This is a genomic window from Rothia uropygioeca (genome assembly GCF_004136585.1).
Taxonomy (GTDB): Bacteria; Actinomycetota; Actinomycetes; order Actinomycetales; family Micrococcaceae; genus Rothia.
In genome coordinates this window covers 827,454-843,473 of record NZ_NOIR01000001.1, presented here as the reverse complement: position 1 = coordinate 843,473, position 16,020 = coordinate 827,454, and the positions used below count along the sequence as shown (strand labels likewise).

The following is a 16,020-nucleotide window of genomic DNA, read 5'->3' as shown; positions in this document are numbered from 1 at the left end:
TGCCGTAGTGAGCTCGGGTTCTCCCCGAGTCCGATCACACCGGGAGCTCATATCCGGGACTGGTTGCCTGGAGCCAGGACATCATGTCGGCCCACAAACCGGTCGCCATGAGCACCCCGACGACGACGAGCGCAAGGCCGCCGATCACCTGCAACGACCGGCGGTGCCGTTTCAGGAAGTCGAACATGTCCGCCGACTTCCGGAAGCCAAGGGCGATGACCAGGAACGGGATCCCGAGGCCCAGACAATACGCTAGCGTGAGGCCGATGGCCTTCAGGCTGTTGGGACCTTCGATGAAGACCAGGGCCTGAACGGCCGCAAAGGTCGGCCCGATGCAGGGCGCCCAACCGAGTCCGAAGGTGATCCCGAGGATCGGGGCGCCCCACAGCCCGGCAGGGGGTTTGGAATGAATTTTCCGGTCTCTCTGGAACCACGAGAAACCGCCCATGAAGACGATCCCCAGGACGATGACCATGAGCCCCAGGATCACCTGGATCCAGGTTTGTCCGCGTAGCCACGGGGCCGCTCCCAGCTGCGCCAGGACCACTGACATCAGCACAAACACTGCGGAGAATCCCAGGATGAACAGCGCGGTTCCGGCGAACATGCGTCCGCGACGTTTCCGTTGCAGGTCGGTTCCCGTCAGGCCCGTGACGTAGGCCAAGTAGCCCGGAACCAAGGGAAGTACGCAGGGCGAGGCGAAAGAGATCAGTCCGGCGAGTGCGGCCAGCGGGATCGAGGCCCAGAGAGACCCCTCCAGCACTACGGAGCCAAAGGACGAGGAATCGGCGGCTAGATCCAATGCTCAACCTAAGAGTTCTTCGAGGACGAGGAGTCTTTTCCGTCGACCTGGTCCTGGAGCAGAGTACGGACCACGGATTCGTCGATCTGTCCGAGCACCCGGGCAGCGACTCGCCCCCGTGAGTCCAGAATGAGCGTCGTCGGAACGGCTTGCGCCGGAACGTACTGGGACAAAGCCATTAGGACGCCACCCGAGCGGTCCTCCACTGACTGGTACTTCACTCCGAAATTGCGTTCAAAGGCTTCCGCAGTGCCTTGCTCGTCGCGCAGGTTGATGCCATAGAAATTGGCCTTGTCGCCGAACTGGTCGAATAATTTCTGCAGATGAGGCGCTTCGGCCCGGCAGGGCGCGCATCCGGCATACCAAAAGTTCAGCAAGCTCGGTTTGTCGGTCAGGTCCGAGCCTTTGAGGGTCGTGCCGCCGAAGAGTTTGCCGTCGAAGTCAACGGGATCGCCACGGTCGGCTTCTTTGAATTCCGTGACCGAACCATCACCCGAAACATATCCCTTGCCGTCGGCCGAATTTGCTTGGTTCGCCAGATCGGAGTTGTCGTTGTTCGAACACGCGGTCAGGGCGGCCAGCCCAAGCACCGAGGCTGCCGATAGCAGGCCCCGGCGAGTCAGCGGGTTGGGATGAGAACTGGACATGGTGACTCTCTGAAAGATTGAGCGATGTTGTTATCGGCTCCGACCCACGGATCTGTCGGTCGGGCTCCGGACGGTTCGGACCTGCGCAAATTCACGCGACGAAGTACAAGTCCAACCGTTAGATTATGATCCGGGAAGCTGAACGACCCCTGAATACAACTCCGAAGCCGGTTCGCAATACGCGATGCTCGGACGCTGCCCGGCGCCGATGTCGTCGAAGGTGAAGGAGGTCAGAGACGCGAGATTACACTGTCGCGTTCGAGGGTCATGAGGCAGCATTCGTCCCTCAACGCTGGATCTCGCCATCCAGATGGGAAGCTGATGCGACACGATGACCGCCTCCGCGCCGTCTCCTCCTCGGGCGACGGCCCGGACCGCGGCATCCTTGATCGCTGCGGACATCCGCTCAACTTGTTCCCGATACGGCTCTCCCCACGAGGGCCGCAGAGGATTCAGCAATTTCGGCCAGTGTCGGGGGTTCCGTATCAGTTCGGACTTGTTGACGTGCAGGCCCTCGAAATAATTTCCGGCTTCGATGACCCGTTCCTCTGGATGGATCGGCAGACCGAGCTTCTCCGAGATCGGGCGCGCCGTCTCCTGCGTCCGAGTCAAAGGCGACGCCGCCAAGTAAACGATCTCGGCACCGTTCTCGGCCCTGCGCGCAAGTTCGCGAGCCGCCAGTTCTGCCATGGCCCGGCCGGTTTCGGACAAATGGAATTCCGGGAGGCAACCATAGACGATGCGGTCCGGGTTGTGAACTTCACCGTGCCTCAATAGGTGAACAGTTGCGCTAGCACTCATGTCTTCAGTCTTGCAGATCCGGCATCCGGCGGCCATTCTATTGCGGATTTGTGGAAGGAGCTTTCCCTCATACATCTTCCGGATCGGACCCGGCGATCAGTCCGCGGAGAATCCGGTCAAGGCGCCGCTTGTCCACGCGCCAGAAATCACGCGGAATCCCGTTGACCCTGACAACAGGAATGTCCTGTGCATGTTGTTTGAGAAGATCCAAGTGTTCCTCGACGTTGATCTGCGTCCATTCGATGCCGAGCGGCTCGGTCACCTCCGTGAGGTCGGATTTCGCCGCCTCGCAGAGATGGCACCCAGGGCTCGTGAGCAGTTCAACCGAGATCTCCCGAGCGGCTTGCGCGGCGTCGTCGTGTTCTGCGGCCATGCCGTGACCTCCAGTCGTGTCGATGGGTGTGTCCGGATACGCATTCGGCCGCCCCTCGCGCTATGGAGGTGGCGGCCGAAGATGCTGGGCACAAGAAGTGTCTACTTCTTGTTGCGGCGCTGGTGGCGAGTCTTGCGAAGCAGCTTGCGGTGCTTCTTCTTCGCCATGCGCTTGCGGCGCTTCTTAATAACTGAACCCATAGGATCCCTACCTTGATAGTCGTACATCGATGGCAGACACGCTCAAGCGCGGCAAAGCCACCGGATGGCGTCCTTGTCCCCCGTACCGAGGACGGCGGAGGCTTGCGGTCAAAACGTTCGCTCACAAAGTTTCGTGCGGGCAAAGACAAGCCCAATAATGCGAAAACGTTCCTCCCATACCCTACAAGGTCGAGTCAAATTTCTTCGAATCGTCCGAACTCCTTCCGTCACCCGTCGGAGGACTGGACGAGGAGCCCCCGTTCTGCCCGTTATTCTCGACCGGTTCCATGGAATTCAAGGTTTCCGCGACGGTCGGGGCGGTATCGGGCATATCCACGTCCCGTTCCTTGGTGTCCGCGACACTGTGCGCCAATGTCGAAGAAGGCTCCAAAGGATGCACTTCCCCGTCCTCATCGGTCTCCGGCTGAACGAAGACCGAGCCCGAAGACCTTTGCTTACGATCCGGGTCCACACCGGCCTCGAGGTAATGCCCCTCGATGTGTTCGGCGACCATTCGAGCGGCGAGTTCGTTGTCGCCCGCCTCGATTGCCGCGTAGATCGCCCGATGTTCCGCGCACAGCCGTGTGGCGGTCGTCGACCACAACGGAACGTAGCCCACGAGCGACAAGGTGTACTCGTAAATCGAGTCCCTCAATGAGGTGATGAGACCTGTTACCAACGAATTACCGGCCAACCGGGTCAGTGCGACGTGAAAAGAGACTTCGAGGTGGTGAAAATCCTTGAGCGACAGATCGTCCCGAGCCATTTCGTCCATGATCTTGACGAGTTCCCGCATTGCTGGGTGTTCTCGGTCTGCACGGCGGAGGGCCCACGTTTCGAGTAATACCCGGGTGTGAACGATGTCCCGCAGGGGGTATTCGGCAGTAGCCATATGAAGTTTGAGGGCAGGACCTGCGCTTGCGGCGGGTTCACGAACCAGCTGCGCTATCATCTGGTGTCTCTTGCCTTCGTAAAGCCGGACGATGCCCATCGATTCGAGATTTTTCAGCGCCTCGTGCGTCGCGTTGCGGGAGGCCCCGACGGCATCAGAAATTCTGCGTTCGCTCGGCAGCTCTTGCCCAAGGACAAGGTTCCCGTCGAACAGCTCGTTCTCCAGCCATTGGAGGATCTTACGGTCGGTAGCCATGCGGTGATGAGTCTTTCACTGTCGTCAACGATGAGGTTCCAGGACGGAGAGGTCACCCCTCCTATCGCCCACGCTTTCTAGCAAACAGATTAGCCAAAAAACCTGATTGTTTGTTCTCTGCGGCCACGTGTTGAGCGCCCGAGACCCCTTTGGTGCGGCGCACTTCGGGGTCCAGAGGCTCCCAGCTCGTGGATTGCGTCGAGCCCTCCGTCTCCTTCTCCGAGGAGGGTTCGCCCCCGGGCAGTTCCGCGGTCGTCTTCTCGGTCTCGTGGTTGATAACGGCCGGCGTCAGGTCCGAGGTGAACTCCTCGACGTCGTCACCGCCCGCAGGCTGAGCACTCGCACTCAGAGGCGCAAGAGGGGTGAAGACAACCCCGTGGCGCTTCCTAACGACTGCAGGCCTTGTGGCCTCATGGGCGTCCACGGTGTCAGGTTCTGCCGGGGTGGCTTGTGAAGAAGTTCTTTCGGGACCGAGGTCACGGCGTTCCGAGACACCGGCAGAAACATTCTCCTGTGCCTGCACTCCGGGGTCCTCGGTAGAAGCCGATTCGGCGGTCGACTCGGTGGCTTCGTTACTGTTTTCTTCTTCTGCAGGGGCCCCGGTCTCCGGTCCCACAGCGTCGCCCTCTTCGGCGACCAGCTCCTCCGTCCATTCGCGAAGGTCGCGAAGCGGCTCGGGGTTCAGCGAGTAAAGCCTCCTCTGCCCTTGCGCCTTCATGGTCACCAACCCCGCCTCCCGAAGGACTTTGAGGTGCTTCGACACGGTCGGTTGACTCACGCCCAGTTCCGTGACGACGTCGTTGACCGGGTGCGGCCCGTTCTTCACGACTGTCAGAATCCGCCGGCGGGTAGGGTCTGCTACCACAGCAAACACGTCATTGCTCATGCCTCCACCATAACGGTGTATGCCCTATGACGTATGCATACACGCCCGCTTGGGTCCATTGAGAACTCTTGAGTCAGTTCAGGGACAGTCGATTCCTCAGTCAAACCAAGGGTCCAGCCCCCAGAGTGGGAAGACTTCCTTGCGGGTCGCCATAACCGATCTGTCGAGGACATCGGCCGGGTCGAACCCGATCTCCCATGAACGCCACCAGATGTCCGCTTCGTCACCCATCATATGGGCCGCACGGACGCCGTACTTCTCCGTGATGTAGGACCGCCAGCTCTCCGGAGTGGGCGTCGTGGTCTCGACAGGATGATTGGCCACGATCCCGATCAGATGCGCCCAAGCCCGGGGCACAGCGTCGAGGCAGTTGTATCCTCCGCCGCCGGTCGCGATCCATCGGTCTTCGCAGAGCTCATTCGCCAGGTCGGCGATGGACAAGGCCGCTTCGCGCTGAGCATCCACGCTCAACCGCATATGCGTCATGTCGTCCTTGAAATGCGAATCACAGCCGTGTTGCGACACGATGATTTCAGGGTCGAAAGCGCGTGCCAATTGAGGAACGATCGCATGGAAGGCCCGCAGCCAGTCGGCATCGGCCACAGTGGTCGGCAGGGCTACGTTGACCGCGCTTCCCGTGGCAGGACCATCGGCTCCGATCTCTGCGGCGAAGCCCGTACCCGGAAACAGGGACATCCCTGTTTCATGGAGCGAGATGGTCAGCACGCGCGGGTCGTCCCAAAAGATGCTCTGGGTCCCGTCCCCGTGGTGCGCATCGACATCGATGTAGAGAACACGCTCGACGCCGTGGTCCAGGAGGTACTGGATTCCCACCGCGCAGTCGTTGTACACGCAGAACCCGCTCGCGTGGTCACGGTGCGCGTGGTGCATTCCGCCGCCGAAGTTGACGGCGCGCGTGACCTCTTGGGCCATCACCGCCGACGCCGACCGCAGCGTCCCGCCCACGAGCCTGGCCGCGGCCTCGTGGACGCCTAAGAATCCGGGCGTTTCTTCTCCGTCGAGTCCGCTCCCCGGAACCTTGAGAGCCGGGTCCGCACTGACAGCCTTGACCGTGTCCACATACTCGCGAGAGTGAGCAGTCAACAGGGCGGCGTCATCGGCAATCTCGGGCCTCTCGATTTGAAGATGAGGAAGGTCGAAAAGCCCCAGTTCCTGGGCCAATCGCGCAGTCGCATCGAGACGACAGGGGTTCATGGGATGATAATCGCCGAAGAAATACGAGGTCATGGCGGGATCCCACGTCACCATCGCCGTCGGATCCGCTCCTTGCCCACTTTCCTGAAAGTTTGTAAGTGACGTCACAGGGATATTGTGGCACGGGAGCAGGCAGGTCACGTACTCGGGCCGGTCAGATATCATGCCTACCGCTACGCTAGGTAGGGTCAAACATTCGTCGTCAGGAGTTCGCGTGCTGAGCAAGGACACGACCCTGACCGCGGAGCCTCGCCGGCCCGTGGATCAGGTGAAAGACCTGGTCAACCGAATCTTCGGGACCACGCCCGCACGGATTTCGATCACGTTGTTCTTCCTCGTGATCGTGTTGTGCTCACTTCTGCTGATGTTGCCCGTCTCGAGCAGATCGGGTCATCCCCCGGCCCTGGAGCAGGCAACGTTCACGGCGACGTCAGCAGTCACGGTCACGGGCCTGACCACTCTCACGACCTCGGCCCAGTGGACTCTTTTCGGGCAGTTCGTCATTCTTCTGGGCGTTCAGATCGGCGGTTTGGGCACGCTCACCATGACGTCTTTGCTGTCGATGGCGCTGGGACGCAAATTGGGACTGCGCACGAAGCTATTTGCCCAAGAAGGACTCAGCATTACGAGCAAGCAGGGGAAGCTCGGAGAGGTCGGATCTCTCCTACGCACCGTGGTCCTGACATCGGCCAGCATTGAGGCGACGATTGCCGCTATCCTGACTCTGCGACTGATGACCCTCGGGGAAAACCTTCAGCAAGCTCTGTGGCACGGAATCTTCTACGGTATATCCTCGTTCAACAACGCGGGTTTCACACCGCACACAGATGGACTCGTACCCTACGGCAACGACTGGTGGATTCTTCTTCCGCTCTGCGCGGGCGTCTGGGTCGGGTCCCTCGGATTCCCCGTGATCCTCGTCGTCAGGATGTTCGGCCTGCGATTGAGGCACTGGAACCTCAATGCTCGCATCACGGTCTTCGGCTCCCTGCTGCTCGTCGTCTTCGGGTCGATCCTCTGGGGTGCTTCGGAATGGAACAACCGGGACACGATTGGCAACGAAGGCGTCGGCGAACGCCTCCTTCACTCTTTCTTCGCCTCGGTCATGACGCGTTCGGGCGGGTTCAACCTCGTCGACATGGACCAGACGCACTCGATCACCAAGCTCCTCAGTGACCTGTTGATGTTCGTCGGAGGCGGATCGGGTTCGACCGCAGGCGGCGTCAAGATCACCACAATGGCCGTCATTTTCATCGCTATCGTCGCCGAAGCACGAGGAGACCAGCATGTGATCGCTTTCCGTCGCACTATTCCCGATACCGTTCTGCGCATTGCCATTTCGGTGGTCATGATGAGCGCAACGATCGTCATGCTCGGTACGGCGGCCCTGATGCTGATCTCGAATCATCCGCTGGACGAGATCCTCTTCGAGGTCATCTCTGCCTACGCAACATGCGGTCTGTCCGTAGGATTGTCGTCAGAGTTACCGGCCGCGGGATTGTACGTTCTGTCCGTCCTGATGTTCATCGGCCGTCTCGGAACCATTACCGTGGCCACGGGTTTGGCGCTGAGGACTCGCAGCCGTCTGTACAAGTATCCGGAAGAGAGGCCCATCATTGGCTGATCGTTCACCTCACAACGCCCCGGTTCTGGTCATCGGGTTGGGACGCTTCGGCGCCGCCACGGCGCAGCAACTCAGGCGTCAGAACAAAGAGGTCCTGGCCATCGAACGGGATCCGGATATGGTCCAGCGTTGGTCCGGGCTTCTTACCCACGTAATCCAAGCGGACGCCTCGGACATCGATGCCCTGCGTCAGGTCGGAGCGGGAGACTTCACCTCGGCCGTCGTGGGCGTAGGAACCTCGATCGAGTCGAGCGTTCTCATCACGGCAAACCTGGTGGACCTCGGTATAGAGAGAATCTGGGCCAAGGCGATCACCCCGGCCCACGGCAAGATCCTCTCTCGCATCGGGGCCCACTACGTGATTTTCCCCGAAGCCGACGCGGGTCGACGTACCGCACACCTCGTCTCCGGCCGCTTGCTGGATTACATCGAATTCGACGACGATTTCGCGATCGTCAAAATGTACCCGCCCAAGGAAACCCACGGATTCACGCTCCAGGAATCGGATGTCCGGAACCGTTATGGCGTGACCATTGTCGGTGTGAAATCGCCGGGCGAGGAATTCACGTATGCGACGGCGCGCACTAAAGTCACCTCGCGCGATGTGCTGATCGTCTCGGGCCAAGTCGATTTGATCGAACGCTTCGCGGCTCGCCCTTAGCTTCCCACCCGGTAGACGCCGCCCCGGTCCGGGAGCCCAAGGCGGCGTCGTGGGTCAGCAACCGGAAGAGGTCACCGACGGAATTCCTCAACCATTTCGGCGTTTCGGTGTGCCGAGGCCTTTGCGGCCTTCTCCGTCAGCTCGATCAGCCCCCCGTCCGCGAAGACATCGATGGCCCGCTCCGTGGTTCCGTTGGGGCTGCACACTGCTTTACGGAGCGCTTCGGGGTCGGCATCGTCGGCGTGGAGCAATTCGCCGGCACCGGATACCGTCTCCTTGGCGAGGAGACGAGCGGTTTCGGCGTCGAGACCCATGGACTCACCGGCCTTCTGCATCGCTTCAGCGAGGAAAAAGGCGTAAGCCGGACCGGAACCCGAGACGCCGGTGACCGCATCGATCTGATCTTCCTCGACGTCGATCACGGTGCCAGAGTTCTTGAGAACATCGTGGGCCAGATTGAGCTGCTCCGCAGTGCAGTGCGTGCCGGGGGCCAAAGCGATCACACCGCGTCCGACACGAGACGGCGTGTTGGGCATGGATCGGATGACCGGCTGGCCATCTCGCAACTGGCCTTCCAGCATCGACAGGTCGATTCCGGCCGCGACGGAGATGACCAAGGCCTCATCTTTGAGGGCGTCCTTGATTTCGGCCGCCAGATCCAGAATGCCCTTCGGTTTGACGCCGAGCAGGACGACGTCGGCGTTCTCGACGGCATCGAGGTTGGCGGAATCGCTGTCCTCACCCGAATAGATGGCGACTGCCCGTTGGTCTTCCGGAAGTGACTCCTCGAGCTTGCGAGCGCTCTCAACGGAACGGGTGGTCGCACGGACCCGCTTCGGGTCGGTGCCACCGGCGAGCAACCCGGACATGATTGAGCCGTTCATGGATCCCGTTCCCAAGAAGGCGATGATGGGCTCGGACATTTGGTCCTCCTGTGAGGTTGCGGTCGTTCGTTCTTCCTCTACGTTAGCGAAGGCCAACACAGACTTTCATTCCCAGGGGACCTTGAGACGCAACCAAGTCGGTGCACATCCGAAGCGTTTAACGTTGTCAGTACCTCATAGGTGCGAGTGATAAGCGGATTTCAGGGGTGAGGACCCCTACTTCCCCAAGTGCCGGTGAGCGAATTCGAGGGTTTCAGACAACCATTCGTCTCGCTCACCGGCATTTTTGGCTTTGCGCGTGGAAACCTCGACCGCGACCACACCTTCCCACTCGGTCTCGACCAAGTGATGCAGGGTCTGAGCAACCGGTTGAGTCCCATGACCGGGGCGGGCGTGCTCGTCCATCACCGATTTGCCGGAGCCGTCGGTCAGGTGCACGTGGCCCAGACGGTCACCCAGCTGTCGAACTGCTTCCAGCGAATCCGTCCCAGACGCCGCGGCATGGGAGAAGTCCCAGGTCACCCACTCGTAGTTCTGGCCGAGAGGGGACCAGTGCGGGGCGTACATCAGAACTTCTCGTCCTCCGAAGCGCCACGGATACATGTTTTCAACCGCGATTTTCACGCCTTCACTGTCCGAGATGCGACGTACACCCTCCGGAAACCCCTTGGCGTATCTCCTCTGCCAAACAAACGGCGGATGGGCCACCATGACGTCCGCACCGACGCGCCTGACCATCTTCGCGGCGAGACGAATTTTGTTCCACGCGTCGCCCCAGACGTGTTGCGTCAGCAAAAGTGTGGGCGCGTGGATCGCCGAGATGGGCAGCTGGTATTCCTGCACGTAATCGAGAAGTTCGTCGGGATCACGGCTCAAGGGATTGCCGGTAATCATGATCTCCACGGAGTCGTAGCCCAGATCTCGCGCGATCGCGAAAGTGTCTTTGACGCCCAATGGAAAGACCGATGATGTCGACAGGGCCACGGGTCGCTGAGGCAGCTTCATTGCACCTTCCATGGCCCTCCCGGAAACCGATTCCTCCACGGCACTTACTCCTTTTTGTTCGGCGTCAATGACTTCGGGTCAACCATAGCCGCCGAATCTTGGGAATTGAGCCGATCCATTCGTCGCAGGATCAGGCCCTCTCGCAGTGCCCAGGGAACCGAACGCATGGTGTTGATCCCGTACATGTCCAACGCCGTCTCCGCGACGATTCCGCCCGCCAGGATTTGGGCTGCGCGCTTGGACGAGACTCCAGGCAGATCGGATCGTTCGTGGGGTGTCATGGCTTCCATCCTCCTGGTCCACAGACGAAGGTCTTCGAGATGGAATTCGCGTTTGACGTACGGACCGGCCGCGTAGGGGGCGGCGCCGCAGATACGGGCCAGTGATCTGAAGGTCTTGGACGTGCCCACGACCATATTCGGAGACCCCGCTTTCTTCACCGTCTCCACGGCCGGCCTGAGCGTCTCCTTGACGTGTTTGCGCAACGCTTTGATCTCTTTGGGCTTTGCCAAATCATGGTGAATGAATTGTCGAGTCAAGCGACCAGCACCAAGCGGGGTAGATACCGCGACATCCGGCAAGGCATCGATACCGAGGGCCATCTCGAAGGACCCTCCACCGATATCCAAATCCAGGATCCTGCCGGCGCCCCATCCCTGCCAACGACGCACCGCGAAGTAAGTGATCGCGGCTTCCTGGTCACCGGAAATCTCCGTGAGGTTGACTCCAGTCGAGGACTTCACATGGTCCAGGACTTCTCCTCCATTGCCGGCTTCTCGGATAGCCGATGTGGCAAATGCCAAGAGATCCTCGGCGTCGTGGTCAGCAGCGAAATCACGCGCTTCGGTGACAAACTTGGTCAGCGCGTCCCGTCCTGCGTCGGAGATATCACCGTTCTGATCCAAGTACTGCACCAGCTGAAGCGGCATTTTGTGGGAGGCGTACGGTTCTGGACGTGAGCCCGGGCGCACATCGAGCAGGAGCAGATGAACCGTATTCGACCCCACGTCGAGAACCGAGAGCCTCACCTCAGTTCTCCTCTGATTTCACTGTCTTGGATCCTGAACGGGAGGGCGTCGACTTCTTCGCAGCGGAAGTCTTCTTGGATGCCGTCGTTTTCTTGGCAGCCGGAGTCTTTTTCGACGTCGACTTCTTGGCGGTCGACTTCTTCGCGGTGGATTTTTTCGCCGGCCCCTTGGCTCGCTTCTCCGCAAGTAGTTCTACGGCTCGCGTATGCGTCATGGACTCGATGGTCTCCGAGCGGGGAACCGTGACGTTGGTCTCCCCGTCCGTTACATACGGCCCGAACCGCCCGTCCTTGATCACGATCGGTTTCTCGTTGCTCGGATCCTTGCCCAGCTCGGCCAAAGGCGGCTTGGCGGTTGCGCGCCCACGCTGCTTGGGCTGTGCGTATATCGCGAGCGCTTCGTCGAGAGTGATCGAGAAGATCTGCTCCTCCGTACTCAGCGAACGCGAGTCCGTGCCCTTCTTGAGATAAGGACCATACCGGCCGTTCTGGGCGGTAATTTCCGTGCCTTCCTCGTCCTTGCCCACGACACGCGGCAGGGAGAGCAATTTGAGCGCGTCCTCGAGTGTGACCGTCTGAAGAGACATGGACTTCAGAAGTGAAGCTGTCCGGGGTTTCTCCTTCTTGGGTTTCTTCGGCGGCTTCGGCTTGCCGTTCTTGTAATACTCGACCGGTTGGTTGGCCAGCTCTTCCTCGGTAAGTTCAGGAACGACCTCGGTGACGTAAGGGCCGAACCGACCGTCCTTCGCCAAAATCGTCCGTCCGTTCTCGGGGTCTGTTCCCAGCTCACGTCCGTCGGCTTTGCCCTGTTCGATGAGCTCGGCAGCCTTCTGAGCGGTCAGTTCATCCGGGGCAAGATCGGCCGGGACGTTGGCGCGGATCGGATCCGTGACTTCGCCAGTCTCTTCATCAACCGAGCCGCCGGTCTCCAGGTACGGACCGTAACGGCCGACTCTCAAGGTCACGCCGTCGGTGATCTCGATCGAGTTCACCGCACGGGCGTCGATCTCTCCGAGATTTTCCACGATCGGCTTGAGACCGCTTTCGGCGTCGTTGCCGAAATAGAAACCCGTGAGCCAATCGACCCTTTGTTCCTCGCCCCGGGCGATTCTGTCCAGATCGTCTTCCATCTCGGCCGTGAATTCGTAGTCCACATAACGCGAGAAATGTTCTTCGAGGAGTCGCACCACGGAAAACGCCGTCCACGATGGCACCAAGGAACCCGAGCGGTTGTTCACGTAACCGCGGTCCATGATCGTCGAGATCACAGCGGCATAGGTCGAGGGCCGACCGATTCCCAGCTCATCCATGGCCTTGACCAGAGACGCTTCGGTGTATCGGGGCGGAGGTGAGGTCTCGTGTCCGTTGGCCTCGATATCGCGGCCGGTCAGCACATCGCCCTCGACCAATTTGGGCAGGCGTTTGTCGTCGCCGTCCTTCGCATCGTCTGCGTCTCGGGCGGCGTCCTTGCCTTCCTCGTATGCGGCCATGAAGCCACGGAAGGTGATGACCGTACCCGAGGCGGAGAATTCCGCCGTGCGCGAGTCGCTGGTCTGCGCTTCGAGTTTGATGGAAGCCGTCTGCCCCTTGGCGTCAGCCATCTGCGATGCGACGGTCCGCTTCCAGATCAGCTCGTAGAGCCTGAACTCATCGGGTGAAAGCTTGGACTTGACCGCCGACGGAGTGCGGAAAGAGTCCCCTGCCGGTCGAATGGCCTCGTGCGCCTCTTGGGCGTTCTTCGACTTCGAGGCATACAAGCGTGGCTTCGACGGTACGTATTCTGAGCCGTAGAGTTCAGTGGCCTGATTACGCGCCGCGTTGATCGCCTGATCGGACAATGCCACCGAGTCGGTACGCATATATGTAATGTGCCCGTTCTCGTACAGGCGTTGGGCAACCTGCATCGTGGACCGCGAGGAGAAACGAAGCTTGCGGGCCGCTTCCTGCTGGAGGGTCGACGTCGTGAACGGCGCGGCCGGGCGGCGGGTATACGGTTTAGTCTCGACCGACGAAACCGAGAATTCCGAGCCTTCCAACGCGGAAACCAGCCCGCGTGCCGCTTCTTCATCGAGGTGGGCGACCTTGGCGCGGGCGGCCGACTTCAAATCGCCGGAATCAGAGAAATCCTTACCCGTTGCGACCCTCATCCCGTCGAGGGATGAGAGCTTCGCCTTGAATCTCTCGGACGACTTGGTCTCGAAAAGGCCGGCCAAATCCCAGTACTGCGCCGAACGGAACTTCATCCGTTCCCTCTCCCGCTCGACGACGAGCCTGGTCGCGACAGACTGAACACGTCCGGCGGACAGTCCCTGAGAAACTTTGCGCCACAACACTGGCGAGAGTTCATAACCATAGATGCGGTCGAGCACACGCCGCGTTTCCTGCGCATCCACGAGAGAATCGTCGATGTCTCGTACGTTCTCGAATCCGCGTTCGACTGCTTCCCGAGTAATCTCAGGGAAAGTCACCCTATGCACGGGAACCTTGGGCTTGAGCACTTCGAGAAGATGCCAGGCGATGGCCTCGCCTTCGCGGTCCGCATCGGTTGCGAGGTACAGAGCGTCGCACTCTTTGAGCAACCGTTTGAGCTCGGTAACCTTTTTCTTCTTGTCAGGGTTGACGACGTAATACGGCGCGAAGCCGTGATCGATGTCCACGGCGAATTTGCCGACCGGAGTCTTCTTCAGCTCGGCGGGCAGCTCGGAAGGCTGGGGCAAATCCCGGATGTGTCCCATTGAGGACTCGACGATATACGCGTCCCCTAGGTAACCTCCGATGGTTTTGACCTTGGAAGGAGACTCCACAATGAGGAGACTCTTACCGGTCGTCTTGCCCTTGGCCTGTGTTGGCACGTCGCTCCTTGTGTCCGATCTGGTGGATACGCCCCCACAATAGCCGAGGAAATGAGACGGCTCGTCACGTATCCACAGACACGGTGAGATACGCCTCTCTCCGCCAAGGGGTTCTCGGACCACGCTACCGGTTTGCGTAATGTGCCGTGGCCCTCGCAATCGGCTTGGTCACCCAACCCACTTTTCTTGGGGCGCAGAGGTTCACCCTGCCTCGTGGAAGTCGAGGAACCCACCCTCGATCATTCGTCTGACATGGGACAAGAGGGCAACTGAGGCGTCCGGTGCTTCCCAGTCGAGCAACGCCGCGAGCGCGTCGATGATCTGACCGGCCGTCAACTCACCATCACATGCCGAGACGAAACCTGCGGCTTCGGTCGAGAGAAGCTCGGTCCGACGCAACCCGGCTCCCTGCCTGAGCACAATTACTCCCGGATGCTCGGAACCGGGCCTTTGATGCCGCTCCTCGGTCACGTCGTCGGCAACCGACAGGTGACTCGCACGAAGTTCGTTGTCGCTCAGTGGGGCGAGAGTGTCTTGGGCCTCGATGGCTCTGGTCACGAAGGGCGCGATCGGTTGTTGGATAGGATGCTCTATTTTCTCGAATCGTAGAACCGAGGGCGTTCCGGTCGGCCGTCGAAGCCAGATCATCCCGAACCCGATGGAGACGACTCCCCTTGTCGAGAAGTCCCGCATATAGTCCAGATAAGCTTCTTCGAATGCCTGCGGGTCGCGATTCTGACTGGCGTCACGCAACCAAGTCTCCGCGTACTGCTCCGGCGAGGTCTCTTCGCGCTGGATGAACCAGGCCTCACAGTCATCAGGCAGCCACTCCCTCGGGCGCAGGTCCCAGGACTGTTTCCCAGTTTCCTCGTGAGCGTCTTCCAGAATTTCCCAGTTGCCCAGCATCTGCGCTCGTCCGTCGCGGTTCAGAACCTGCGGAATCCGGCGCACTAGGGTCGAGACGATGTCATCCCCCGGCAATCCGCCGTCGCGGTAGGTAAAACGATCATTCTCTCCTTCGCTCTCGCGCCGAGGCGTGATGACGAACGGCGGGTTCGACACGACGAGGTCGAAGCGATCCCCTTGGACGGGCTCGAGCAGACTTCCGAGGCGCAAGCTCACTCGCTCCTCCAGGTTATCCGGGTCAATGCCCAAAGCCGGTGCGTTGAGGACGAGGTTGAAGCGTGTGATCCCTAGAGCCCGTGAGGAGATATCGGTCGCGGTCACGTGACGGCAGTGCCCCAGCAAATGGAACACCTGAATTCCGCACCCTGTGCCGAGGTCCAAGGCCTTGTCCACGGGCCGGCGCTCTGTGAACTGAGCCAACGTGAGGGAAGCCTGTCCCACGCCCAGAACGTAATCACGAGGCAACACCCCATCGGTCTGGTGCGCGCCCAGATCGGAGACGACCCAGAGGTCGGTTCCGTCGTCGGCCGAATGCGGTCGCAGGTCGAAGGCCGCGCGGAACATGGAGGAGCCTTGATGTGCCGGTGCGGACTCCGGGATCAGTAGATTGAGACGATCGAGTACGTCATAGGCACCCTCGCCCAGGGTCGCCTCGAGAGCCTCAGCGCTCGCAGCTCCTCCCAGCATGAAGAAATCGACGACACCTGCAAGTCTCCGCCGGCCTGGTTTCGCGGAGGCTCGTCCGCTCAAAATCTGCCGGATCCGGTGCTTGGCCGGAACCACCTGTTCCCTGACCATTGCTTCGAACGCTCCGTCCCCCAACAGGGAAAGGATCCCCTCATAAGAGAAATCGACCGCGGCCAACGCCTCAGCGAGGCTTTCCACGGCCGTGCCGTCATAGCTGTAAGGGGTTTCGGGCACGCGAGAGAATTCCGGTTGTGAAGTCACACCTCTAGCATACGAGGTGCAGAATTGGTTTACGGAGCAACC

Annotated in this window: 15 protein-coding genes; 2 read left to right on the top strand and 13 right to left on the bottom strand. The window is 60.4% G+C overall.

All coding sequences use genetic code 11. The features are described 5' to 3' along the window. Positions 1–34 precede the first annotated feature (34 nt). From EWR20_RS03730 to EWR20_RS03695, 8 genes are all read right to left on the bottom strand, one after another. The gene (locus tag EWR20_RS03730; protein ID WP_129359105.1) at positions 35–802 is read right to left on the bottom strand and encodes a cytochrome c biogenesis CcdA family protein; all 768 of its coding nucleotides are present in this window, start codon (positions 800–802) and stop codon (positions 35–37) included. 8 nt (positions 803–810) lie between these two features. After that, complete coding sequence (locus EWR20_RS03725) at positions 811–1,449, bottom strand: TlpA family protein disulfide reductase (protein ID WP_129359103.1); 639 nt, start codon at positions 1,447–1,449, stop codon at positions 811–813. 123 nt (positions 1,450–1,572) lie between these two features. Continuing rightward, a complete protein-coding gene (locus EWR20_RS03720) occupies positions 1,573–2,250 on the bottom strand; it encodes a histidine phosphatase family protein (RefSeq protein ID WP_129359100.1) in 678 nt (225 codons plus the stop codon). Between the two features lie 67 nt (positions 2,251–2,317). Beyond that, positions 2,318–2,623: a glutaredoxin family protein gene (locus EWR20_RS03715; RefSeq protein WP_129359098.1), complete on the bottom strand. Its 306-nt coding sequence runs from the start codon at positions 2,621–2,623 to the stop codon at positions 2,318–2,320. Positions 2,624–2,724: 101 nt separating this feature from the next. Further along, positions 2,725–2,823 (bottom strand): 30S ribosomal protein bS22, encoded by a 99-nt coding sequence (locus EWR20_RS03710; protein WP_003792170.1) that lies wholly within the window; start codon positions 2,821–2,823, stop codon positions 2,725–2,727. A 181-nt stretch (positions 2,824–3,004) separates the two neighbouring features. Continuing rightward, positions 3,005–3,970 (bottom strand): FadR/GntR family transcriptional regulator, encoded by a 966-nt coding sequence (locus tag EWR20_RS03705; protein ID WP_129359096.1) that lies wholly within the window; start codon positions 3,968–3,970, stop codon positions 3,005–3,007. Between the two features lie 61 nt (positions 3,971–4,031). Further along, on the bottom strand, positions 4,032–4,856 hold the full coding sequence (locus EWR20_RS03700) for an ArsR/SmtB family transcription factor (protein WP_129359094.1): 825 nt from the start codon (positions 4,854–4,856) through the stop codon (positions 4,032–4,034). A gap of 96 nt (positions 4,857–4,952) precedes the next feature. Next, positions 4,953–6,125 carry an acetoin utilization protein AcuC gene (locus EWR20_RS03695; RefSeq protein WP_238147548.1) on the bottom strand — a complete coding sequence of 391 codons (1,173 nt, stop codon included), beginning with the start codon at positions 6,123–6,125 and terminating at the stop codon, positions 4,953–4,955. A gap of 160 nt (positions 6,126–6,285) precedes the next feature. On the opposite strand from EWR20_RS03695, the gene EWR20_RS03690 reads away from it, so the two are divergent. Both EWR20_RS03690 and EWR20_RS03685 read left to right on the top strand, forming a co-directional pair. Next, positions 6,286–7,695 carry a TrkH family potassium uptake protein gene (locus EWR20_RS03690; RefSeq protein ID WP_238147547.1) on the top strand — a complete coding sequence of 470 codons (1,410 nt, stop codon included), beginning with the start codon at positions 6,286–6,288 and terminating at the stop codon, positions 7,693–7,695. Next, complete coding sequence (locus EWR20_RS03685; protein ID WP_129359090.1) at positions 7,688–8,356, top strand: potassium channel family protein; 669 nt, start codon at positions 7,688–7,690, stop codon at positions 8,354–8,356. The genes EWR20_RS03690 and EWR20_RS03685 overlap by 8 nt, the downstream gene beginning before the upstream one ends. Before the next feature lie 71 nt (positions 8,357–8,427). Here the strand turns inward: EWR20_RS03685 and proC are convergent, their stop codons facing one another. From proC to EWR20_RS03660, 5 genes are all read right to left on the bottom strand, one after another. Next, complete coding sequence (gene proC, locus EWR20_RS03680) at positions 8,428–9,279, bottom strand: pyrroline-5-carboxylate reductase (RefSeq protein ID WP_129359088.1); 852 nt, start codon at positions 9,277–9,279, stop codon at positions 8,428–8,430. Positions 9,280–9,456: 177 nt separating this feature from the next. Next, positions 9,457–10,257 (bottom strand): sugar phosphate isomerase/epimerase family protein, encoded by an 801-nt coding sequence (locus tag EWR20_RS03675; RefSeq protein ID WP_129359431.1) that lies wholly within the window; start codon positions 10,255–10,257, stop codon positions 9,457–9,459. A 32-nt stretch (positions 10,258–10,289) separates the two neighbouring features. After that, entirely contained in the window at positions 10,290–11,273 is a 984-nt protein-coding gene (locus EWR20_RS03670) for a Ppx/GppA phosphatase family protein (protein ID WP_129359086.1), read from the bottom strand. A 1-nt stretch (position 11,274) separates the two neighbouring features. Further along, complete coding sequence (topA, locus tag EWR20_RS03665; RefSeq protein WP_129359084.1) at positions 11,275–14,124, bottom strand: type I DNA topoisomerase; 2,850 nt, start codon at positions 14,122–14,124, stop codon at positions 11,275–11,277. A gap of 201 nt (positions 14,125–14,325) precedes the next feature. After that, positions 14,326–15,978: a DUF7059 domain-containing protein gene (locus EWR20_RS03660; protein WP_238147546.1), complete on the bottom strand. Its 1,653-nt coding sequence runs from the start codon at positions 15,976–15,978 to the stop codon at positions 14,326–14,328. Positions 15,979–16,020 lie beyond the last annotated feature (42 nt).